This is a genomic window from Erythrobacteraceae bacterium WH01K, from assembly GCA_027941995.1.
GTDB lineage: Bacteria > Pseudomonadota > Alphaproteobacteria > Sphingomonadales > Sphingomonadaceae > CAJXSN01.
In genome coordinates, this window is the sequence record CP115966.1 from 2,469,778 (window position 1) to 2,491,289 (window position 21,512).

The window sequence follows — 21,512 nt, forward strand, 5'->3', positions numbered from 1 at the left end:
GGCAGGCCGGCGATCCGTCAGGGGTCGCCGGCCTTTACTGTCGGTTCCGAACCCACATTATCACGATCGGTGACTGGCGCACCCGACGTAAAAGTGATGGGCACTGTGAACGTTGGGAAATTCTATCTTCCCTATCCTTATAACGGCAGACTTGCGCGCTCATTCCAGGCATTCAAGGTTGGATTTATAATCTCCCAAAGCTGACCGTCCGCTTTTTCCCGCTTTGGGCTGTCGGCCCATGTCCGGTTTCGGGTGGTTTTGCGACTGTCAGCTTCCATTTATCTCCCGGATAAAGCAGACATAAGTACCGTGCTTGAGTCATTCTCAAACCGCTCGGCGTATCTTTTGCATAACCGCATCGTTTAAGAGAAGTCGCGCTTACGCTAGGCCGACCAACCTGACGGTGGGATCAAATTTCTTCCTGTCGCTCTGAATACCATCCTGACCATATTTTAGACACACCGCACTTTGCCACGGCTTTTCCCGCAGCACTGTCGGCGGCCGGGGTGTATTCACCGCCACCCAGGTTAATTTCCTGCCCAGAAATCAACGGTGTATCGCGTAGATACACCACCCCGTCTGCTCGCTGTGTCACTTCGTCCTTTGGAAATAATGGCAGGTATTCGCCTGCTATGCCTGCGCGCAGGATGAGACATCCCTGCTTCTCCTCCAGTTGTCCGCCGATGCTTGCGGTCAGCCTGTCTTCGCCTGCGTCATGCACAGCAACATTGCCTATGAACTCGACCTCTTGTTCTGCCGGACCAGCGCTTTCGCAACCTACTAGTATCGTTAATGCCGAAACGAGTATGAAGGTTTTATGGGATATAGAGCTGGACATTGAGATTCCTTGCAATTTCGATGGGTGTATACCACGCGGCTAAGGTTTGCCCCGGCTGCGATCCTGTCATGCGGCACCCGGTATGAATTCCAAATGCCTCTCCATAGGCGAACCACGGACCACCACTGTCGCCGTCCCAGCAAGCCAGCTGACGTTCTCCGGCTTTCGCATAGTTGTGAACTTCAACATAAGCGTCGTCACAAGTCGCGCGGTTCGGACCGCAACCGTCCGCGAAGTTAGGCTGTGCATCCGTATCGACCACTTCGCCACAGCTTTGCCCGGTTGTTTTGCCATAGTGACAGATAAAACTGCCACGCTTGTTGAGCCAAGTGATGGCTTGCGTCGTGTTGCTTACAGAACGAGATGACGTAACCCTTCTTACCGCAGTCGTGTGATCGGCATAGAATTCGCCCACCGTTTCATGATTACCAGTCATCCACTGAAGGTCTGCGCTAGCAGTCCAATGTTCTTTTCCAGTGGGCACCGTCAATAAGATGGGATAATTCGGCGCATCGGCACCACGATAATACATGTCATTTGCACAATGTCCTGCTGTCAGAACACCCAATTTGCGGCGATCACCGCCCTCGTAGGCTACGAAACCGGTTGTGCATCTCTCGATGTTACTTGTCGATGTGAGATAGAGAGCTCCTCCACCCCGAATGTGGGTCTGTCGCTCCTGAACTTCCGTCGACTCCAAATCGACCGGTCCGCCTAGAGCAGATTCCAATGCGGACTTCTTCGCCGCAATATTGGCCACATTAACTGCCCAAACTCGATAGGCTCCAGTTTCGACATTGTATCCCGATCCGAACTGATCGCTACCCATGATGGTTGCAATCTGCGGACGACGATCCTGCAATATTTGGCGCGCCTCGTCGACCGCTATTCTGGCGTTCGATGTAACCTCGACAGGCGCGCTTTGCTCGGCTGCGATGATCTCGTCGGCGGTATCTATGTCCGCTTCAGTAATACGCAACGCAGCCAGACGCTCCGCGCGCCGACTGCCTCCCCTTTCCGCCCTACGCTGCTCAGGCCGAGTTTCTCTGCGTTCCGCCTGTCGCGCTTCGCGTCTTGCTTCACGACGCGCTTCGCGACGTTCTGCTCTTTCAGCAGCACGGACAAGTCGCCTCGCCTGCTGTCGCTCGCGCCTAGTGGTGCGCACTACCAACTTGAATTCGCCAGAGTTCTCGAAATAGGTCCCGGCGTGGTCATTTCCGACACTGTTCTCCAAATTTTGAATTGCAGAACCCGTTCCATGCATGATGCTAAGGCGCCTCATAGCTTCACGATGGGATACGCCATATAGTTCGGAGTATGCCTTGGCTTCCGCCGCCAGTACCTCGGCTAAGTCCATTGGCTCCGGTTGAGCGGCTTGATGCGCTTCCTCATCTAAACCGTTGTCTGTAGTTGAAACGAGATCTTGTTCTAATTCTATTGGCTCGTCCGGAACGGGTCCAATGCTGTCTTGGGCAAAAAGACCACCGCCGCTAATAGAAAGCACTGCTACTGATGCGAACAAATAACGATATTTACTTTTTAGCATACTTCTCGCCTCTTGTTGCACATTCGCGTATTCAACCATCCCGACATATGGCTTGCAGACGGATGCAAGACATCTAAGTCATCGGCGGCACAGTTGGTTCCGAAATTTGAGAGTTTCTCGAAGACGCGCAGCTACCAGCAGCTCGCTCCTGAACAAACGACAGCTTTTGGGTCAAAACGCCACTATTTCGAATGGCCGACATTAGGGTCGTTATCCGCCGGTCCGCTCGCGGCACGACGCCAGCTCGGAGAAAGCGGCTTCAGATGCTTGGAAAGCAGCCGCTCTGTATCACGCACCAGCAAGTCTTGGTCTATTCATTCTGGCGCCCCGCCCACAGCCTGATAGAGCCCGACCAGCGCGGTCAGTTCATCGGCCCTGGTCTGTACCAGCGACAACTCGACGCCCAGCAAGGCACGCTGTGCATCGACCTGCTCGATGTAGGGTGTGTAGCCGGCACGATAGCGGTTTCGAGCATGGCGCAGCGCATCGGCTACGGCAACCTGCTGGGCTTCGAGGGCGACTTCCTGCTCTTCCAGATTGGCCAGCAGCGCCATGCGATCCTCGACTTCCCTGAAGGCGTCTAGCACCGCCGAGCGATAGGCCCAGGCCGCCTGATCTCGCTGCGCCGTTGCGCCGCCGAGCTGAGCCTGCAGCCTCCCGCCCTGGAAAATCGGGGCGAGAACGCTCCCGCCCAGCGTCCAGACGCCAACGGGGTCGGCCAGCAGGTCCGACAACGCCAGTCCCGCCGATGCTCCGAGGTCGATCGAGGGCATGAAGTCCGCGCGGGCCACGCGCATCTGTGCATCCGCCGCCGCGATGCGATACTCCGCCGCCGCGATATCAGGGCGTCTGCGCAGCAGATCGGACGGGAGCATCTCAGGCGCTGGTGGCTGGCGCAGGTCCGCCAGCGTCCCGCCCCGATCGATTGCGCCAGGCAATTCTCCGGTCAGGATCGAGAGGGCATTTTCCTGCCGCGCAATCTGCGCCTTCAATTGCGGAACGAGCTGCGCGGTGGCCTGGTACTCGGCCTCGGCCTGCCTGAGAGGGAGCTGGGAGGTGTAGCCGACCTCGGCCCGGTCGCGGGCAAACTTCAGCGCCTCCTGCCGTGCGACCAGCGTCTGCTCGAGCACGGAGAGCCGCTTGTCGAGCGCCAGCAGGGTGATGTATCCGCTGGCGGTCGCCGCGCTTACCGAGAGGCGCGCCGCTTCCGTGGCTGCAGCGCTTGCAGCGACACCCGCCTCGGACGCATCGACGCGTGCGGCATTCTTGCCGAAAAGATCGAGTTCGTAGGAAGCACGGAATGCAGGCTGTGCAGCAACGCTCGTCTTCGCCTGGCCGAACGGCGAAACCTCGCGCCGGATGCCGGCTTCGACGCCCGCGCCGAGTGCGGGACGAAGGAAACCGCGCGAGGCAAGCTCGGCGGCGCGCGCATCTTCGACACGGGCGGCGGCGATTTGCACGTCGGGATTGTTGGCTCGTGCCTGTTCGACGAGGCGCGAAAGCTGCGGGTCGCCGAAAGCGTTCCACCAGTCGCGTTCGATGGGGCCGGTCACATCAAGACTGGTCCGCCATTCGGTCGGTGGAGCAACCGCGGCGCCAAGCGGAGCCTCCTGCAAAGCAGGAGCACAGGCGGAGAGAGCAAGGGCGCTAGTAGCCAGAAAGGCCAGTGGTCTGCGCATCATGATTATTCTTCCGTGTGTACAGTGGCGACGACCGACATGCCCGGGCCGAGCCGCTGTGCGGCGTCCTGGCCCTTATCGAGCACGATCCGCACGGCGATACGCTGCGGCACTTTGACGAAATTGCCTGCACCGGTGTCGGGCTTCACGAGGCTGAATTCGCTGCTCGCCGCCGGCGCAATGCTCTGCACGCGGCCAGTGAGTTCCAGACCGCCCAGCGCGTCGACTTCGAGCGTGGCGCGCTGGCCGACGGCCATGTTCGCGGTCTGCGTTTCCTTGAAATTCGCCACAACCCACAGATCGTCGGGCACGATGTACATGAGCTGGGTTCCGGCAGTAACCAACTGGCCAACGCGCGCGCTGACCTCGCTCAGGCGACCGGCACGCGGCGCGCGGATTTCGGTGCGCGACAGTTCGAACTCGGCAAGCCCTTTGGAGGCCTCCGCCCCTGCCACCTGCGCTTCGAGCGCTCCGCGTCCCACGGTAACCGAACGCACATTCTCCGCCGCGATGGCCCGCTGCGCCTGCGCCTGCCTCACGCCGGCCTGCGCCTGCTGCAGTGCCGCGCGCGCCTGGTCGCGTTCACGTAGCGAAACCGAACCTTCGCCCACCAGTTCTGCGATACGGTTCATATCGGCCTGCGCCTGCTGCAGCCCTGCACGGGCCGCAGCGACCGCGGCATCCTGCAATTCTAGCTGCGCCCGAGCCGAGCGCAGGCTCTGCGCGCTATTGGCCAGCGTCGCTTGCTGCGCTGCCGTATTGGCGGCGCCCTGCTGTAGCTTCTGCTGGAAGGGCGCATCGTCGATCCGGGCGAGCAATTCGCCTTTCTGCACGCGCTGGAAGTCTGTCACAGGCACTTCGACGAGGTAACCTGCAACCTGCGGGCTGACGATGGTGGTGCGGCCGCGGACATAGGCGTTGTTGGTCGTCTCGTCGCCACCGTCGAAGGGCGGGAGGTCCCATGCGAACAGCGCCACAAGCACGCCGAGGAGGATCGCCCCGACCGCCACCACGATCCGGCGGCGCGAAGGATTGGGCGACCAGCCGGTCTCCAGCTCGGGCGCGGGCGCGTCTTCGGTCATGGTTTCGGTTTCGGAAGGATTCGGGTCGGTCATTGTCTGGTCCTTGCGAGCATGGCCTCCATGAAGGCCAGTTCCTTGGCGAGCGGGTTACGCCCGCGGATCTTGTTGATGAGCCACGGCACGAGAACGACGGTGAAGGTCACTGCAGACAGCGTGCCGATGAGGAAGAACACGTCGTTGAAAGCGAGCACTGCGGCCTCGCGGCCGACTTCCTGCGAGATGCTGGATGCGGCGGCCTGCTGCTGGAGCGCGGGATCGCCCTGCAGCGGAGCGGCGCGCCGGGCGGCATCGGCGAGCGCCTGGCCCAGCTGCTGGTTGGCGAGCGTGAGCGTGCTTCCGGCGTCGATAAGATGCGTCTTGAGGCGCACGGTATGGAAGGCCGACAGCAGCGAAATACCCGCAAGGCCGCCGATCGATTGCGAGAGCGAGAATATCGCGATGAAGCTGATGACGTAGCTCTGGCCCGCCGCGAGCGCGCGCAGCATGCCCTCCATCATGATCGGCCCCATGGCGAAGACCGCAGCGAAGGCTATAGCGGCCTGCGTGAAGTAGAGGTCCTGCGGCCGTGTCATCACCCCGGTGCGCGTATCGGCGAAAGCGGAGATGCAAATGACGAGGATCGCGAAGAGCACTGGCCGGGTGAGGTCCTTGGGGTCGAGCCGTACCACGGACAGCGCCATGCCGCCGAAGGTCGCCCCGGTGAGAACCCAGAAATAGCCCGTCAGCTGTTCGTTGCCATAGCCCAGCGCAGCGAACATCCCGCTGGCCCCGAAGCCCTGTTCTGCAACGAGGATTCGCACGGTTGCACCGATTACGGCAAGAGCGAGGATCGAGCGGCTCGACAGCCAGCTGAGATCGAGCATGGGGCTCTTGCGGTTGGCCTCGATCAGGAAGCACCCCCCCAGGGCGAGGATCGCGACGACGAGCGCGTATCCGAGCCAAGGCGTGTCCCACCACTGGATTCGCCCCTGGATCAGGAAAGCGCAAAATGCGGCGATCCCGATGATGAAGAGCGCGATGCTTGGGATGTCGAGCTTCTCGAAGGTCTGCTTGCGGATACCCGGCGGGAGGCGCAGCAGGATGACCATTCCCAGGCCCAGTAGCGACAGGGCGAACTGGAACTGGAAGACATTTGTCATGTCGCCATCGACCAGCAGAGCGGGCGACACCGCCCGAGCAAGCGGGAATGATACCTGTATCAGACCCAGCGAGATAACCAATCCGCCGACGCGCATCGCGGCCGGAAGACCTTGCATAAGGTAGTAGATCGCCAGCGCGGACAGCCCGCTGGCGGTGATGCCCGCAACCGCGCGCGCGGCAAGTTCGGGATAGTATCCGGGGCCGATCATCTGGACGAGATTGGCGGCGACCAGCCCGGCCATGGCCCATCGCACGAACGGCTGGATGCCGAATTCCTGCCGCACGCGGAACAGCAGCATGCTCATCGTGGCATAGGTCGAATAGAACGCCACCGTCAGCCAACCTGCCTCGACCGGCGTCAGCGCGAATTCGGCCTGGAGGGCCGGTGCGTTGGCGAGAAGGAAACCGTTCTGCGCGCCCCCCACCAGAGCCATGAAGGCACCGATCGCGAGATAGGCCGCGCGGCGCGCCGGAGGATGGTCCGGATTGGCAGGAGAGCCGGGGAGGATCGGCATCTCGTGCGGCTTGAAGCGGTAACCGTCCACCGTGTCGATGAGGGTGTCGCGTTCAGTCACGGCATCAGCGCTCCCTTGACGAGAACATCTTCGAGCGCGGCTGCAAATTGGGCATCGTCTTCCATACCGCCGACAAGCTTGCCGAGGCGTTCGCGCCGGGCGACGGTGCTGGCAGCGGAATAGATGAAATTCGCCACCCTGAACTGGAGGTGCGCCGGGGTCTTGTCCACCTCATCCGATGCTGCCTGCGCCAGGTCCATGAAATGTTGGTGAAGGGGCAGCGAAAGCGTTTCGAGCAGCCATTTCGAACGATCGCTGTCGATCGTTATGTCACGCAGCAGCAGACGGGGAACCTCTGGACGATCGAGAAGATAAGCGAGGAAGGCATGGGCTGAATGCTCCAGACGTTTCTGCGAGCCGGTTGCCCCGCTATCGAGCGAGGCCTTTTCGAGCGCCTCGTGCAGGTCCGCACTCGCCTGCGAAACGATATCCTTCCACAAGCCCTGCTTGCCGCCGAAGCGATAGGAAATCAGCGCAACGTCGACCCCGGCATCGCCGGCGATCTCGCGTAGCGTGGCGGCGTCGAAACCCTGCGCGGCAAAGCGCTGCATAGCGGCGCGCGAAATTGCTGCACTGGTGTCGCTATCGTTTTCTCTGGGGCGCCCACGCCCACGTCGTTCAGCCATTCACCGCTCCTTGTGCGCTGCAACATAAGGCCCCGTGTTTCGTTATTCAATGGCTGTTGAATAAATCGACCTGGACTGGCTAGCGGGCAGCCGCCGTTGGCCCAAAGTCCGACGACCCCGATGCGAAGACCGATAAGGCCAAGGTCCGTTGTGGGACCTGGCGCAAGGCGCGGGGCCGCAAGGTCACCGGGTTCACGAACGAGGAAGAAGAGGCGGTCGGCCTGACCGACGTCGTGCCTTTCCTGCTGGAAGATGTGCTGAAACAGCAGGGCGGCGACTTTTCCGAAGGCGGCGTCTTCGAACCCTACGTGGTGCAGGACGGCCTGCTCATCACCGGCCAGAACCCTCCATCCAGCGAACCGGCAGCCGAAAAGCTGCTCGAAGCTCTCAACGCGGCTGAATAACACGGCAGGCCGGCGATCCGTCAGGGGTCGCCGGCCTCACCGCCAGTGCCGAACAGACAGGATGGTGATTGGTGACTGGCGCGCCCGGCAGGACTCGAACCTGCTGCCTCAAGATTAGAAGTCTCGCGCTCTATCCAGATGAGCTACGGGCGCGCGCCGCGGGCGGCGATAGCGTGCTTTGCGGTCCGCGAAAACCGCGTTAGTCGCGTGGATCATGGATAAGCGGCCAATCACCCAACATACCGCCGGCACTGCAGGGCTGCGCTTTCGCTATTACGACTTCGTGATGGCGGCCTTCGTCACCATCCTGCTGCTGTCGAACCTGATCGGCGCTTCGAAGCCGAGCTTTGTGACCTTGCCAGGCGGCGAGACGTGGTCGTTCGGGGCCGGGGTGCTGTTCTTCCCTGTCAGCTACATCATCGGCGACATCCTGACAGAGGTCTACGGCTATGCCCGGGCGCGCCGGGTCATCTGGACAGGATTTGCCGCCCTGCTTTTCATGGCATTCATGGCGTGGGCGGTCGTGTCCCTGCCCGCTGCCGATGGCTGGGACGGACAGGACGCCTATGAAAAGGTGTTCGGGAATACCTGGCGCATCGTCGCGGCCAGCATTATCGCCTTCTGGGCGGGCGAGTTTGCCAATTCGCTGGTGCTGGCGCGGATGAAGGTCTGGATGCAGGGCCGGATGCTGTGGGCGCGCACCATCGGATCGACCGTTATCGGACAGGGGCTGGACAGCCTGATCTTCTATCCGCTCGCCTTCTGGGGCATCGCCGGATGGCCGCCCGAATTGCTGTGGCAGGTCGTCCTGTCGCAGTGGCTGATCAAGACCGCTTGGGAAGCGCTGCTGACGCCTGTCACCTACATCGTCATCGGCTGGCTGAAGTGGCGCGAAGGTGTGGACGTCTATGACACGCAGACGGACTTCTCGCCTTTCGCGCGGGAAAAACCGGACGGGGCGGCCTAGTCCCTCGGGTCCGGCATCAGCGGGTCGATCGTCTCCACCACTTCCATCCGGGCGTCCAGTTTGAGCCGGTCGGCCAGCAGGACGAGATCCTTCTCGTTCGGCACCCCGAACAGAGCAGCCCGGTCGCGGCGCAGGCGCAGGACGAGCGAGTCGCCTTCCAGCTTCAGATTGCTGGCCTCCAGCGAAGTGCGCGAACGTCCGCCCAGCCTGCGGCACAGCCGTGTCGCAAGGCCCCAGCACAGCGCCTCTTCCAGCCGGTCCTCGTCGGCCAGCGCATGAAGTTCGTCCGGCAGCGCCGGCTCGTTGCCGTTGCCGCAGATTGCGGCTGCCAGCATGGCGCGGCCCACGGGATCGATCGCAATCCACCTCTTGTGCAATGCCCATTCGACGCCCTGGCGCAGGCGGAGGTTCGGTTCGATCTGCATCGCGGCCAGTGACAGCATCGTTGCCGCCAGCCGTACCCTTTCCGTCCCCCGTGTTGCCGCCGGCAGCGCACCCACCGTCCAGCTGGCAACCCGCGTGGCGAGAACCGGCGGCGCGCCGCGTTGGGCGGCGAAATGCGACACACCGGCCAGCAGCGGATCGCGGCGGCGTGCATGGTCGGGCAGTTCGCTGAACAACAGCCCTTCGCGCAGGCCCCAGGCGGAAACGATCACGCGCTCCGGCTTCGATCGTTTGAGCAGGGCGGTCATCAGCACCGCTGCATCGGGGAGCATTCCTGCCCGCATGCTGGAGATGCGGGGCATCGCGCGCAGTTCGTCCTCGGAAACATCGGTCAGCCGCCGCGCAAGGGCCAGCGCATCGTCGTAAGCGAGGCTGAGGCCGTGCGGGTCGGTCAGCGGCGTGCGCGCCTTCTCCATCGCGTAGACCGCCATCGCGCGCAGTGTCCCGCCGACGAGGTAGAGCGACCCGCCCGCCTTGCCGATGTCCGCCTTCTTCAAAATCTTGTCGAGCGCTTTTCTCAAACCCGCCCTGTCGCCGCCCAGTCCGGGCAGGCGCAGCGTCCCGATGGGCAGGCTGATCGCACTGCCCGGCCTGTCGTCACCGATTTCGACCAGTTCCAGACTGCCACCGCCAAGGTCCGCGACCATGCCGCGTGCGCCCGGAAATGCGCCCAGCACCCCCCATGCACTGGTGGTCGCCTCTTCTTCGCCGCTCAATATGCGGGGCGAGAAGCCAAGAGCGCGCAGATGATCGATGAAGTCCTGACCGTTCGCCGCTTCGCGCACGGCAGCGGTCGCCATCACGTCGACCCTGGTGATCCCCAGATCGGCGAGGACGAGGGCGTATCGCTCCATCCCCCGGTTGGCGAGGTCGACGGCCTCCTGCGCCAGTTCGCCGCTCGATGCTATGTCGCGTCCGAGCCGGGCCGCCACCTTCTCGTTCAGGAGGACGCGCGGGGCCCGTGTCGAGCCGCCATACAGTACCAGCCGGACGGTGTTGGACCCGATGTCGATAATAGCCCGCTCGGGTGTCTCGCCCGAGAACAGCCCGCCGGGATCGCCGTTTCGTCCGCGCAGGCTCAATTCGCGGCGCCGATCGGAGCATCATCGCGGACCGCGTCCCCATCGGGTCTGCGGCGAGCGGGCCGACGTAGGGACAATTTGGGCACCCCGCCCGCTTCCAGCGCGCCGCCGCGCCCCGACAGCGACGGGTTGGTCATGAAGTAGCGATGACAGTTGAAGGGCTTGTCGCCCTCCGGCACGCGGTCATATGTACCATCGGGCTGCAATTCCCAGCTCTGTTCGGTGTCCAGCAGGTTGGCCAGCAAGACCTGGTCGAGGATCTGGTTGTGGACCGTCGGGTTCTCGATCGGGACGAGTTGCTCGACCCGGCGGTCGAGGTTGCGGCCCATGAGGTCGGCGGAAGAGATGAACAGCGATGTCTCCGGGCTGGGCATCGGGTGGCCATTCCCGAAGGCGTAGATGCGGCTGTGTTCGAGGAAACGCCCGATAATCGATTTGACGCGAATGTTCTGCGACATTCCCTCCACACCCGGACGCAGATTGCAGATGCCGCGCACGACCAGCTGGATCTCGACCCCTTCGCTGCTCGCCTCGTACAGCCTGTCGATCATCCCGCTGTCGGACAGCTGGTTCATCTTCATCCAGATATTGGCCGGACGCCCGGCGCGTGCATGCTCGATTTCGCGCTCTATCCGCGCGTAGAGCTCCTCGCGCAGGTCGATGGGCGAGACCGACAACATTTCCAGCCGCCTCGGTTCGACATAGCCGGTGACGAAATTGAACAGCTTGGCTGCATCACGGCCCAGCCGCGGATCGGCGGTGAAATAGCTGAGATCGGTATAGATCTTCGCCGTGACCGGGTGATAATTCCCGGTCCCGAAATGGCAGTAGGTGCGAAAGCCGCTTTCCTCCCGCCGGACGATCATCGCGACCTTGGCATGGGTCTTCCAGTCCACGAAGCCGTAGATGACCTGCACACCCGCCCGCTCCAGCTTGCTGGCCCAATAGAGGTTCTGTTCCTCGTCGAAGCGGGCTTTCAGTTCGACGACGGCGGTGACCGACTTGCCGTTTTCCGCCGCCTCGACCAGCGCCTCGATCACTTCGGACTGCGTGCCCGCACGGTAAAGCGCCTGCTTGATCGCCACGACATGGGGATCGACTGCCGCCTGCCGGATGAAATCGACCACCACGTCGAAGCTTTCATACGGGTGGTGGATGACTATGTCCTTCTCGCGGATGGCGGAGAACAGGTCGCCGTCATGTTCCAGCACGCGTTCGGGATAGCGCGGGGAGTAGCTGGCGAATTTCAGGTCCGGGCGATCCTCGTCGACGATGCCCGACAGGCCTTCGATGCCCAGCATCCCCTCGGTCTTCACGATCGTCGCACCCGGCGTATCCAGCCGGTCGCGCAGCAGGACTTCCGCTGTCGGACAGAAATCGTCCACCAGTTCCAGCTGGATCACCTGCCCGCGCCGCCGCCGCTGGATCGCCGTGCGGAACGTGCGCACGAGATCCTCCGCCTCTTCCTCGATTTCGATATCGCTGTCACGCAGGACGCGGAACGCGCCGTCGCCGACGATGTCGAACCCGGGGAACAGATACTGCGCGAAGCGGGTAATCAGGCTCTCGATACTGATATAAAGCGCATCGTCGCTGCCGGTGCCCGACACGCGCAGGAACCGCGGGAGCGCGGTGGGAATGAGGATCATCTCCACCAGTTCCTGATCCCCCTTGTGAAGGGTAAAAAGCAGCCCCAGCCCCTCGTTCTGGATGAACGGGAACGGGTGTGCCGGGTCGAGCGCCTGGGGCGTGATCACCGGCATGATCTCGTCGAGGAAATACCGTTTGAGCCACTGATAGGCCTGTTCGTCCACGCGTTCCTCGTCCGCCACATGGATTCCGCTGTCGGCGAGAAGGCGGCGCAATTCGCGCCAGGTGCTCTGCTGCTTGTCGCTCAGCCGGTCGAGCCGGGCGTGGATTTCGCTCAATTGCTGCGATGGCGAGCGCCCGTCGCTCGATATGCGGTCTATACCGCGCTGGACCTGCCCGACCAGCCCGGCCACGCGGATCATCAGGAATTCGTCCAGATTGCTGCCTGAAATGGACAGGAACCGCACTCTTTCCAGCAGCGGATAGGCGGGGTTGCGGGCCTCTTCCAGAACGCGGTCGTTGAATTCCAGCCAGCTCAGCTCGCGGTTGAAATAGGCATCGCCTTCGTGCTGCCCCTGATCGTCGTCCATGGACGCCGCCAGTGCGGGGCGTGGCCTCGACGAAACCGGCGTTACAGGATCGTCGTCATTGCTGGCCGGGCTGTCCATGGGCTCGCATTCCTTGCAAGGCGGCGTTGATGGGGTTGTCCTATGCAAATGCACAGGCAAGGGCAACGTGCCCTGCGCGAGCGGTAATGGTGAACATGCTTTCGCTTGACCCGGTGCGATGCGGCAAGGCACGAACGGCGAGGAAAACGCAAATAAGCCGGGGCGCGCGCGGCGTGACCCCGCGACAGGGAGCAGGACGAGCATGGTCGAACGCACAGTCGAACGCACACTGGCAGGAATGCAGGCTTCGCTTCGCAAGGACAGCGAAGCGCACTGGCTGGCCCAGGCGAAGCGGCTCGACTGGGACACCTTTCCGACGCGGGCAGACGAGAGCTCTTTCGACAAGGCGGATTTCGGGATCAGGTGGTTCGGCGACGGGCGGCTCAACGCCAGCGTCAACTGCCTCGACCGTCATCTCGATTTGCGCGGCGACCGGACTGCCATCGTGTTCGAGGGCGACGAGCCCGGGGAAGGCCGCCGGCTGACCTACCGCGAGGTCCATGAAGAGGTCTGCCGCTTCGCCAACGTCCTGAAGGCACGCGGCATCGGCAAGGGCGACCGCGTCATCATCTACATGCCCAACATTCCCGAAGCTGCCTTCGCCATGCTGGCCTGTGCCCGCATCGGGGCGGTGCATTCGGTGGTTTTCGGCGGCTTCTCCCCCGACAGCCTCGCCGACCGCATCCTGGATTGTGAAGCCGTGGCGCTCGTCACCGCCGACGAAGGCGTGCGCGGGGGCAAGCGCATTCCGCTCAAGGCCAATAGCGACGAGGCGCTGAAACGCTGTCCGGGCGTGCATACGGTCGTGATGGTCGAGCGTACCGGCGGCGAGGTTTCCGTGGCCGAGGGCCGCGATGTCTGGTGGCACGAGGCCCGTGCCACGGTCGAACCGGATTGCGCGCCGGAAGCAATGGAAGCGGAGGACCCGCTCTTCATCCTTTATACCAGCGGCTCAACCGGCAAGCCCAAGGGCGTGCTGCATACGACCGGCGGCTATCTGCTGTGGGTCACCCTGACCTACGACCTGCTGTTCGGCCCGGCCGAGGGCAAGGAAACGGACGACCTTTTCTGGTGCACCGCCGACGTGGGCTGGATCACCGGCCACAGCTATCTCGTCTACGGCCCGCTTTCCAACGGCGCGCAGACGGTGATGTTCGACGGCGTGCCGAACTATCCCGATCCCGGCCGCTTCTGGGAAACCTGCCAACGGCTCGGCGTCACCGTCTTCTACACCGCGCCGACCGCGATCCGCGCCCTGATGCGCGAGGGCGAGGCGTGGCCTGCGAAATACGACCTGTCGAAGCTGCGCCTGCTGGGCTCGGTGGGCGAGCCGATCAATCCGGAGGCTTGGAACTGGTATCACCGCGTGATCGGCGGGGGCCGCTGCCCGATCGTCGATACCTGGTGGCAGACGGAAACGGGCGGCGCCCTGATCGCACCTGTTCCCGGCGTGGTCGAAACAAAGCCGGGCAGCGCGACGAAGCCCCTCCCCGGCGTTCATCCGCTGCTGGTCGATACAGAGGGCGAGGTGCTGGAGGGCGCGGTCGAGGGCAATCTGTGCCTGGCGCAAAGCTGGCCCGGCCAGATGCGCAGCGTTTACGGCGACCACCAGCGTTTCTTCGACACCTATTTCAGCACCTATCCGGGACGCTACTTCACCGGCGACGGCTGCCGCCGAGACGAAGATCGCTATTACTGGATTACCGGCCGGGTCGATGACGTCATCAACGTATCGGGCCACCGCATGGGCACGGCCGAAGTGGAAAGCGCGCTGGTCGCGCATGACAGCGTGGCGGAGGCGGCCGTGGTCGGAATGCCGCACGACATCAAGGGACAGGGCATCTACGCCTATGTCACACTGACTGCAGACGTGGACGAGAACGAGGACCTGCGAGAGGAATTGCGCCAGTGGGTTCGCAAGGAGATCGGCCCGATCGCGACCCCCGATGCGCTGCAATTCGCCCCTGCCCTGCCCAAGACCCGCAGCGGCAAGATCATGCGCCGAATCCTGCGCAAGATTGCGGAGGGACAACCCGAGCAGGTGGGCGACGTTTCGACTTTGGCGGACCCTGCCGTGGTGGACGACCTGGTCGCGAACCGCATCGCGCCATGATTGCACTGGAAGAGGCGCGCCGCCTGCTGGCCGCAAATTGCCAACCGCTGGGCCAATCTATGGGCAGCGAAACCGTCTCGCTGGCAGACGCAGCGGGGCGTATCTGTGCGAGCGACATAGCGGCGCTGGTCTCTGCCCCTCCGGCGGACCTGTCGGCGATGGACGGCTACGCGGTCCGCCGCGCGGATTGCGCCGTAGGATCGCGCCTCCAAATCGTCGGAGAAAGCAGGGCCGGCACGCCCTTTCCAGGCTGCGTCGGAGCGGGCGAGGCAACGCTCGTTTCCACCGGCGCGCATATTCCCGGCGGAGCAGACCACATCCTGATCCTGGAAGATGCGTCCCGCAGCGACAGCACGGTCGTGGTCGAGCAGGAGCAGTCCGGGACAGGCCATATCAGGCGTTCCGGCATCGATTTCGTGCGCGGCGATGCACTGGTAAAAGCAGGCGAACAACTGACCGCGGCACGCCTGGCCCTGCTGGCCGCCGCGGGTCACGGCACCGCCAGCGTTTTCCAGAAGCCCCGTGTCGCCATCCTGACCAATGGCGACGAATTGCTGGACCCGGGAAGCGAGCCGGGCAACGCCAGTATCTATGACAGCAATTCGGTCGCCCTCGCCGTGCAGTTCACGGGGTTCGGAGCCGATGCATCCTGGATCGGGCGCGCAGGCGACAGCGCGGACGAGGTTGCCGACAAGCTGGCACTGGGCGACGGGGCCGACCTTTTGGTCATCGCCGGAGGGGCGTCTGTCGGTCCGCACGACCTGGTCAAGGCGGCGTTTGGCGCTCTGGGCGGGGAAATCCTGTTCAGCAAGGTCGCCGTGCGTCCGGGAAAGCCGGTCTGGTTCGGAGGCCTGCCATCGGGCACCCGTGTCCTCGGCCTGCCCGGCAATCCGGCGTCCAGCTATGTGACAGCCCTTCTTTTCGGAAGGCTGGCGGTGGAGACGCTCGTCGGACTGGCGCCCCCTGCCTCGCTCGAACACGCCCTGCGACACGCGGCTGTGTCCCACGACCTAGATGCCAACGGTCCGCGTGAGACGTTCCAGCGCGCCGCATTGACGCACGGCACGGACGGGGCGACGCGGATCGCGCTTACCGGCGCGCAGGACAGCAGCCTGCTGCGCCCGCTCGCCGCTGCCGATGCGCTGCTTTTCAGAAAGACGAACGCCCCGGCCGCAGGGGCCGGGGCGATTGTTCCCTACCTGCCGCTCTAGGCAGGCGGGCGGTGCTCAGACCGCCGCGTTCTTCTTCAGCATGATGACCTGCGGGTAAGTGAATTCCAGCAGGCCTTCCTTACCGTATTCCGCGCCGAAGCCGGACTGCTTGTGCCCGGCAAACGGCGTGTGCGGCGTCAGCTTCAGGAACTGGTTGATCCAGACCGTGCCTGTCTCGAGCTGCTCGGCGATCTCCACGCCCTTGTCCTCGTCCTTCGTCCAGACCGCGCCGGCAAGGCCGTATTCGGAAGCATTGGCGCGCTCGATAACTTCTTTCTCGGTCGAGAACTTCATCAGCGGCATGACCGGTCCGAACTGTTCCTCTGCCACGATCCGTGCGTCTTCCGGCGGATTGTCGAGGATGGTCAGCGGCACGAAATAGCCCGTGCCGCTCGGGTCGGTATCGCCGCCGGTCAGGAACTTGTATCCCTTGTCCTTGGCATCCTGGATCAGTTCCAGCACCCGCTCGTACTGCTTCCTGTTCTGGATCGGTCCGACGCCCGTTCCCTGCTGCGAACCGTCGCCGACGGTCACGCCCTTCGCGTATTCCGCGATCGCCGCGCTCAGATCGTCGTAGATATCCTCGTGGATATAGACCCGCTTGGCCGCGATGCAGATCTGGCCTGCATTGGTGAAGCTGGCCCAGAACAGCTGCTCGGCCACTTTCTCCACGTCCGCATCGGGCATCACGATGCTGGCATCGTTCCCGCCCAGTTCCAGCGTGATGCGCTTCAGGTCGCCTGCCGCGCCTTCCATGATCTTCTTGCCCGTGGCGGTGGAGCCCGTGAAAGTGATCTTGTCGATATCGGGATGCTCGGTGATGAGCGGGCCTAGGCTGTCTTCGCCGGTGATGATGTTGACAACGCCGGCAGGCACCTTGTCCGCGATCAGCTCGGCCAGCCTCAGCGTGGTCAGCGGCGTGAAGGGAGAGGGTTTCAGAACGATGGTGCAGCCCGACAGCATGGCGGGCACGATCTTCTGGATCGCCATCGACACCGGGAAATTCCACGGCACGATGCCGCCGACCACGCCGACGGGAACGCGGCGGGTGCGGATCGATTCCTTCTCGTTGTCCTGCACCAGCTCGTCTTCCAGATCGAGTTCGGCCTGGGTCGCGGCCATGTAGGCGGCGCCCATGATCTCGCCCTTGGCCTGCTGGTGCGGCTTGCCCTGCTCTGCCGTCAGCAGGCGGTAGAGCTCTTCGGAGTTCTCGTTGATGGCCCCGGCTATCGCCTTGATGGCATTCCGTCGCTCGTCCATCGACGTCTTGCGCCAGGTCTTGAACGCGCGGCGCGCGGCTGCGACGGCCTGGTCCAGCTCGTCCTTGCCGCAGGCCGGGACCAGTCCGATGACTTCCTCCGTCGCGGGATTGACCACTTCGAAAGTCGAGCCTGCACCGGTCATCTTGCCGTCGACGAGGTTCTTGTACTGCGTTGCCATGGGCGCTTCTCTCCTGATGAACGTTCTTGCTTGCCCCGCAACATGGGCGCTGCCTCTGCCAGGCGCAATCGCTTTCCAAGAGGACGGTCGATGAAACGCATCCCGGTTCTGCGGGATCGCTCCGTCGCGGAAACCGGCGTGGGCGGGACCATTCCCGACAGCCGCGCGATCTGCGGCTATGTCGAGAAGAAGCACCCGCAGACGCCGCTCTATCCCGAAGCCGCTTCCGATTACGGCAATGCCCTGTTTATCGAGGAATTCGCCGACACGAATCTCGCCGCTGCCGCCGGGCTGGGGATATTCCGTCCGCTGTTCTTCTCCATCATCAGCGGGAAAGAACCCGACATCGCCCGCGCACAGGAAACATGGGCCGGCCAGATGCCCGCAGTGCTCGATGTGCTGGAGCGCAGGCTGGGCGAGGCGGAATGGTTCGCGGGGCCTGCCATCTCGATCGCCGATTTCGCGGTCACGACGTGCCTGATGCAGGCCTCGCTCGTCGCGCAATTCGACCTGTCGCCATGGCCCGCTTTGGCAGCTCATTTCGAGCGTATGACCGCCCGCGATTCCATCGCCGCGCCTTACGCGAACGCCGACCGTTTCGTGCGCAAGGCAATGCCGGAACGGATCGAACCGGGCTAAGCCTCAGTTCCCGTCCGCCCGCGGACCGTCGCTGCCTTTTTAGCTGGGCCGTGGGCCATTCTTGAAGCCGCCACCCTTGCGGTGCGGTTTCTTGCCGCCCTTGGCAGCAGACTTTCCGGCGAATTTCCCGCCGGGCCTGCTGCCGGGTTTGCCACCGGGTTTTCCGGGGCCGCCACCCTTGCGGAATGGCGGTTTGGGTCCACGTGCCGCGCCGAAATCCCCGTCGTCGCGGCCCCGGCGATGGCCGCGAGCCGCTTCGCGCGGGCCTTCGGATGGTTCGATGACCAGACGGTCCTGTTCATCGTCGCCCTGCGCGGTACGCGCCACGGCATCGTCGAATTTCGCAGCAACGGCGCGCGGGATCTGGAAATGCGTTTCGTTCGCTCCGATGCGGATGGCGCCGACTTCGTTGCGCGTGATGTGTCCGCGGCGGCACAGCAGCGGCAGGACCCAGCGCGGGTCGGCATTGTGGCGCCGCCCGATATCGATCCGGTACCAGACGGTGTCGTCGAACCCGTCGCGCCGTCGATCCTGCTTGTCTGCCTTGCGAGCCTCGGGCGTGTTGGCGATCAGCTCTTCGGGCCGGGGCATTTTCGACCGGTGCGCAGCGACCAGCGCCGCGGCAATATCCTCGGCCGAACGTTCGGCCATCAGTCGCTGCGCCAGCTTGCGGTCTTCCTTGTCGTATTCCGCCGGTTCCAGCAGCATTTCCATCAACCGCTCGCGGTCGGCGTAACGGATGTCCTTCGGCGTCGGGGCGTCGATCCAGTCCGCCTCGATCCGCGCACCGCGCAGCATGGACTGCACGCGGCGCCGGCGCGGATAGGGAACGACCAGCACGGCGGTCCCCTTCTTGCCTGCACGTCCGGTCCGGCCCGAACGATGCTGCAATGTCTCCGCATCGCGCGGGATTTCGACATGGACGACAAGGCTGAGGCTGGGCAGGTCGATCCCGCGTGCCGCCACGTCCGTGGCGACGCAGACCCGTGCCCGCTTGTCCCGCAGCGCCTGCATCGCGTGGTTGCGCTCGCTCTGCGAATGCTCGCCCGACAGGGCGACGACGGCAAAGCCGCGGTTCTGCAGCATGGCGTGGAAGCGGCGGACCTTGTCCCGCGTGGCGCAGAACAGGATCGCGGTTTCCGCCTCGTGGAAGCGAAGCAGGTTGACCACCGCCGCCTCGATTTCCGCCGGCGCGACGGTCACCGCCTGGTAGGCGATGTCGCCATGTCCCCGCTCGTCCCCGACGGTGGAGATACGCAGCGCGTCGTTCTGGTACCGGCGGGCCAGGGCCTCGATGGGCTTGGGCATGGTGGCCGAGAACAGCAGCGTGCGCCGACCCTCCGGCGTCGCGTCGAGGATTTCTTCCAGATCCTCGCGGAAGCCCATGTCCAGCATCTCGTCCGCCTCGTCGAGAACGGCTGCGCGCAGCGACGACAGGTCCAGCGCACCTCGCTCGAGGTGATCGCGCAGGCGACCCGGTGTGCCTACGACGATATGCGCGCCGTGTTTCAGCGCGCGGCGTTCCTTCGATGCGTCCATGCCGCCCACGCAGGTGGCAATGCGGGCATGGGCTGCGCCGTACAGCCAGCCCAGTTCGCGGCTGACCTGCAGCGCCAGTTCGCGCGTCGGTGCGATGATGAGTGCCAGAGGACTGGCTGCGAAGGGAAGCGCGCCTTCCTCGCCCAGCATCTCGTCCGCGATGGCAAGACCGAAGGCCACGGTCTTGCCCGATCCGGTCTGCGCGGACACCACGAGGTCGCGGCCCCTCGCATCGGGCGCGGTGACGGCCGCCTGCACCGCGGTCGGTGCTTCGTAGCCCTGGCCGGACAGCGCCTCGGCAAGGATCGGGGGAAGGTCGGAAAAGGACATGACAGCTCTCGAATTACAGGCCGGGCCGCGTTCGAAGAGCGCAAGGCGGGGCGAATGGCGTCTCAGGGCGAGGCATGATGCCGGCGCCCGGAAACCGGAAACGGCAAATCGCTACCGCACGGGTGAGGGATCGCCGGGAAAATTGACAGAAAGGGAGTGCGACGGGCAGCCTGAACGGCGCGCCGTGCTCACCTTGCGCTTGGTCCTTTACCTGCAATCATGCTGCAATGCACCAAAATTCGGCGCAGCCCGGATTGGCCCGGGGCAGGTTCGGTGCCTAGAACTCCACTACGCTGCGGATGCTCTCGCCCGCATGCATGAGATCGAAGGCCTTGTTGATGTCCTCCAACGGCATCTTGTGCGTGATCAGGCTATCGATGTCGATCCGGCCATCCATGTACATGTCCACGATGCCGGGCACATCGGTCCGGCCGCGCGCCCCGCCGAAGGCCGAACCGCGCCATACGCGGCCCGTCACCAGCTGGAACGGCCGCGTCCGGATCTCCGCACCGGCAGGCGCGACGCCGATGATGACGCTTTCGCCCCACCCCTTGTGGCAGCATTCCAGCGCGGTCCGCATCACATCGACATTGCCGATGCATTCGAACGAATAATCCGCCCCGCCGCCCGTCAGTTCGACGAGATGGCCGACCAGGTCGCCCTTCACTTCCTTCGGGTTGACGAAGTCGGTCATGCCGAACTGCCGGGCCATCTGCTCTTTCGAAGGATTGGCATCGACCCCCACGATCTGCCGCGCGCCGACCAGCTTCAGCCCCTGGATGACGTTCAGCCCGATCCCGCCGAGGCCGAAAACCACCGCCGTGGCATTGGGCTCCACCTTGGCGGTGAACATCACCGCGCCGATCCCCGTGGTGACGCCGCAGCCGATATAGCAGACCTTGTCGAACGGCGCGTCCTTGCGGATCTTTGCCAGCGAGATTTCCGGCAGGACCGTGAAGTTCGAGAAGGTGGACGTGCCCATGTAATGCAGGATCTTCTCCCCCTTGTAGGAGAAGCGCGACGTGCCGTCCGGCATGACGCCCTGCCCCTGAGTCGCGCGCACGCGCTGGCACAGGTTGGTCTTGGGGTTCAGGCAGTATTCGCAGGTCCGGCATTCGGCGGTGTAGAGCGGGATCACGTGATCACCGACCTCCAGGTCGGTCACGCCGGGGCCGATTTCGCGCACGATGCCTGCGCCTTCATGCCCCAGGATCGCGGGAAACGCGCCTTCCGGATCGGCCCCCGACAGGGTGAACTCGTCCGTATGGCACACACCGGTCGCCATGATTTCGACCAGCACCTCGCCCGCCTTGGGCCCCTCGAGATCGACTTCAACGATTTCGAGTGGCTTTCCTGCTTCGAAAGCGACAGCGGCGCGGGTTTTCATGGGCGATCCTCGAGTTCTTGTCCGGTTGGGTTGCGCTAGCGCCCTAACCGAAAACGTCATGAGGGGAAATGGCGGAGGAGGCAGTCATCTGCGAACCGCTCTCCACATGCAATTCCCTGCTTCACGGGAATTAACAGGGAAAAGATGAATTTCGCCTCCAGTAAGGGGGTCTGGTCGGTACGCGAGAGCGGCAGGAATTAGCCATTTCCAAA

16 protein-coding genes and 1 tRNA gene are annotated in these 21,512 nt (G+C 63.7%); 5 read left to right on the plus strand and 12 right to left on the minus strand.

Translation table 11 applies throughout. The features are described 5' to 3' along the window. Positions 1–409 precede the first annotated feature (409 nt). The 6 genes from PF049_12210 to PF049_12235 all read right to left on the minus strand — a co-directional run bounded on the left by PF049_12210 (position 410) and on the right by PF049_12235 (position 7,486). Positions 410–838, minus strand: a complete 429-nt coding sequence (locus tag PF049_12210) for a hypothetical protein (GenBank protein WBY16341.1) — start codon at positions 836–838, stop codon at positions 410–412. Continuing rightward, complete coding sequence (locus PF049_12215) at positions 816–2,423, minus strand: S1 family peptidase (GenBank protein WBY16342.1); 1,608 nt, start codon at positions 2,421–2,423, stop codon at positions 816–818. Before PF049_12215 ends, PF049_12210 begins: the two co-directional genes overlap by 23 nt. A gap of 275 nt (positions 2,424–2,698) precedes the next feature. Further along, on the minus strand, positions 2,699–4,063 hold the full coding sequence (locus PF049_12220; protein ID WBY17923.1) for an efflux transporter outer membrane subunit: 1,365 nt from the start codon (positions 4,061–4,063) through the stop codon (positions 2,699–2,701). Between the two features lie 5 nt (positions 4,064–4,068). Continuing rightward, complete coding sequence (locus PF049_12225; protein WBY16343.1) at positions 4,069–5,178, minus strand: HlyD family secretion protein; 1,110 nt, start codon at positions 5,176–5,178, stop codon at positions 4,069–4,071. Further along, entirely contained in the window at positions 5,175–6,860 is a 1,686-nt protein-coding gene (locus PF049_12230; GenBank protein WBY16344.1) for an MFS transporter, read from the minus strand. The genes PF049_12225 and PF049_12230 overlap by 4 nt, the downstream gene beginning before the upstream one ends. Further along, entirely contained in the window at positions 6,857–7,486 is a 630-nt protein-coding gene (locus tag PF049_12235) for a TetR family transcriptional regulator (GenBank protein WBY16345.1), read from the minus strand. The genes PF049_12230 and PF049_12235 overlap by 4 nt, the downstream gene beginning before the upstream one ends. A gap of 233 nt (positions 7,487–7,719) precedes the next feature. Between PF049_12235 and PF049_12240 the strand changes: the two genes are divergently transcribed. Next, entirely contained in the window at positions 7,720–7,890 is a 171-nt protein-coding gene (locus PF049_12240) for a hypothetical protein (protein ID WBY16346.1), read from the plus strand. 76 nt (positions 7,891–7,966) lie between these two features. Here PF049_12240 and PF049_12245 read toward each other — a convergent pair. Further along, positions 7,967–8,043 (minus strand) — tRNA-Arg (locus tag PF049_12245). 61 nt (positions 8,044–8,104) lie between these two features. Between PF049_12245 and PF049_12250 the strand changes: the two genes are divergently transcribed. Continuing rightward, positions 8,105–8,857, plus strand: a complete 753-nt coding sequence (locus tag PF049_12250; GenBank protein WBY16347.1) for a queuosine precursor transporter — start codon at positions 8,105–8,107, stop codon at positions 8,855–8,857. On the opposite strand, the gene PF049_12255 is transcribed toward PF049_12250, so the two are convergent. Next, positions 8,854–10,383, minus strand: coding sequence for a Ppx/GppA family phosphatase (locus PF049_12255; GenBank protein ID WBY16348.1), 1,530 nt, complete (start codon positions 10,381–10,383; stop codon positions 8,854–8,856). The two genes, PF049_12250 and PF049_12255, sit on opposite strands and share 4 nt — an antisense overlap. Then, on the minus strand, positions 10,380–12,563 hold the full coding sequence (locus tag PF049_12260) for an RNA degradosome polyphosphate kinase (GenBank protein WBY17924.1): 2,184 nt from the start codon (positions 12,561–12,563) through the stop codon (positions 10,380–10,382). Before PF049_12260 ends, PF049_12255 begins: the two co-directional genes overlap by 4 nt. Before the next feature lie 280 nt (positions 12,564–12,843). On the opposite strand from PF049_12260, the gene acs reads away from it, so the two are divergent. Both acs and PF049_12270 read left to right on the plus strand, forming a co-directional pair. Next, a complete protein-coding gene (acs, locus tag PF049_12265; GenBank protein WBY16349.1) occupies positions 12,844–14,754 on the plus strand; it encodes an acetate--CoA ligase in 1,911 nt (636 codons plus the stop codon). Continuing rightward, positions 14,751–15,965 (plus strand): molybdopterin molybdotransferase MoeA, encoded by a 1,215-nt coding sequence (locus PF049_12270; protein ID WBY16350.1) that lies wholly within the window; start codon positions 14,751–14,753, stop codon positions 15,963–15,965. Before acs ends, PF049_12270 begins: the two co-directional genes overlap by 4 nt. Before the next feature lie 15 nt (positions 15,966–15,980). Here the strand turns inward: PF049_12270 and PF049_12275 are convergent, their stop codons facing one another. Beyond that, entirely contained in the window at positions 15,981–17,405 is a 1,425-nt protein-coding gene (locus tag PF049_12275; protein WBY16351.1) for an aldehyde dehydrogenase family protein, read from the minus strand. Positions 17,406–17,495: 90 nt separating this feature from the next. Here PF049_12275 and PF049_12280 point away from each other — a divergent pair, with 90 nt between their 5' ends. Continuing rightward, the gene (locus tag PF049_12280; GenBank protein WBY16352.1) at positions 17,496–18,044 is read left to right on the plus strand and encodes a glutathione S-transferase family protein; all 549 of its coding nucleotides are present in this window, start codon (positions 17,496–17,498) and stop codon (positions 18,042–18,044) included. 39 nt (positions 18,045–18,083) lie between these two features. On the opposite strand, the gene PF049_12285 is transcribed toward PF049_12280, so the two are convergent. Both PF049_12285 and PF049_12290 read right to left on the minus strand, forming a co-directional pair. Further along, on the minus strand, positions 18,084–19,913 hold the full coding sequence (locus PF049_12285) for a DEAD/DEAH box helicase (protein WBY16353.1): 1,830 nt from the start codon (positions 19,911–19,913) through the stop codon (positions 18,084–18,086). A gap of 277 nt (positions 19,914–20,190) precedes the next feature. Further along, the gene (locus PF049_12290) at positions 20,191–21,300 is read right to left on the minus strand and encodes an S-(hydroxymethyl)glutathione dehydrogenase/class III alcohol dehydrogenase (protein WBY16354.1); all 1,110 of its coding nucleotides are present in this window, start codon (positions 21,298–21,300) and stop codon (positions 20,191–20,193) included. Positions 21,301–21,512 lie beyond the last annotated feature (212 nt).

Excerpts from the sequence above, each read along its gene's own strand:
- PF049_12225 (WBY16343.1), bottom strand. The coding sequence starts at position 5,178 with ATGACCGACCCGAATCCTTCCGAAACCGAAACCATGACCGAAGACGCG.
- acs (WBY16349.1), top strand. The coding sequence starts at position 12,844 with ATGGTCGAACGCACAGTCGAACGCACACTGGCAGGAATGCAGGCTTCG.
- PF049_12210 (WBY16341.1), bottom strand. The coding sequence starts at position 838 with ATGTCCAGCTCTATATCCCATAAAACCTTCATACTCGTTTCGGCATTA.
- PF049_12260 (WBY17924.1), bottom strand. The coding sequence starts at position 12,563 with ATGGACGACGATCAGGGGCAGCACGAAGGCGATGCCTATTTCAACCGC.
- PF049_12250 (WBY16347.1), top strand. The coding sequence starts at position 8,105 with ATGGATAAGCGGCCAATCACCCAACATACCGCCGGCACTGCAGGGCTG.
- PF049_12285 (WBY16353.1), bottom strand. The coding sequence starts at position 19,913 with ATGTCCTTTTCCGACCTTCCCCCGATCCTTGCCGAGGCGCTGTCCGGC.
- PF049_12290 (WBY16354.1), bottom strand. The coding sequence starts at position 21,300 with ATGAAAACCCGCGCCGCTGTCGCTTTCGAAGCAGGAAAGCCACTCGAA.
- PF049_12215 (WBY16342.1), bottom strand. The coding sequence starts at position 2,423 with ATGGTTGAATACGCGAATGTGCAACAAGAGGCGAGAAGTATGCTAAAA.
- PF049_12275 (WBY16351.1), bottom strand. The coding sequence starts at position 17,405 with ATGGCAACGCAGTACAAGAACCTCGTCGACGGCAAGATGACCGGTGCA.
- PF049_12220 (WBY17923.1), bottom strand. The coding sequence starts at position 4,063 with ATGCGCAGACCACTGGCCTTTCTGGCTACTAGCGCCCTTGCTCTCTCC.
- PF049_12235 (WBY16345.1), bottom strand. The coding sequence starts at position 7,486 with ATGGCTGAACGACGTGGGCGTGGGCGCCCCAGAGAAAACGATAGCGAC.
- PF049_12270 (WBY16350.1), top strand. The coding sequence starts at position 14,751 with ATGATTGCACTGGAAGAGGCGCGCCGCCTGCTGGCCGCAAATTGCCAA.
- PF049_12280 (WBY16352.1), top strand. The coding sequence starts at position 17,496 with ATGAAACGCATCCCGGTTCTGCGGGATCGCTCCGTCGCGGAAACCGGC.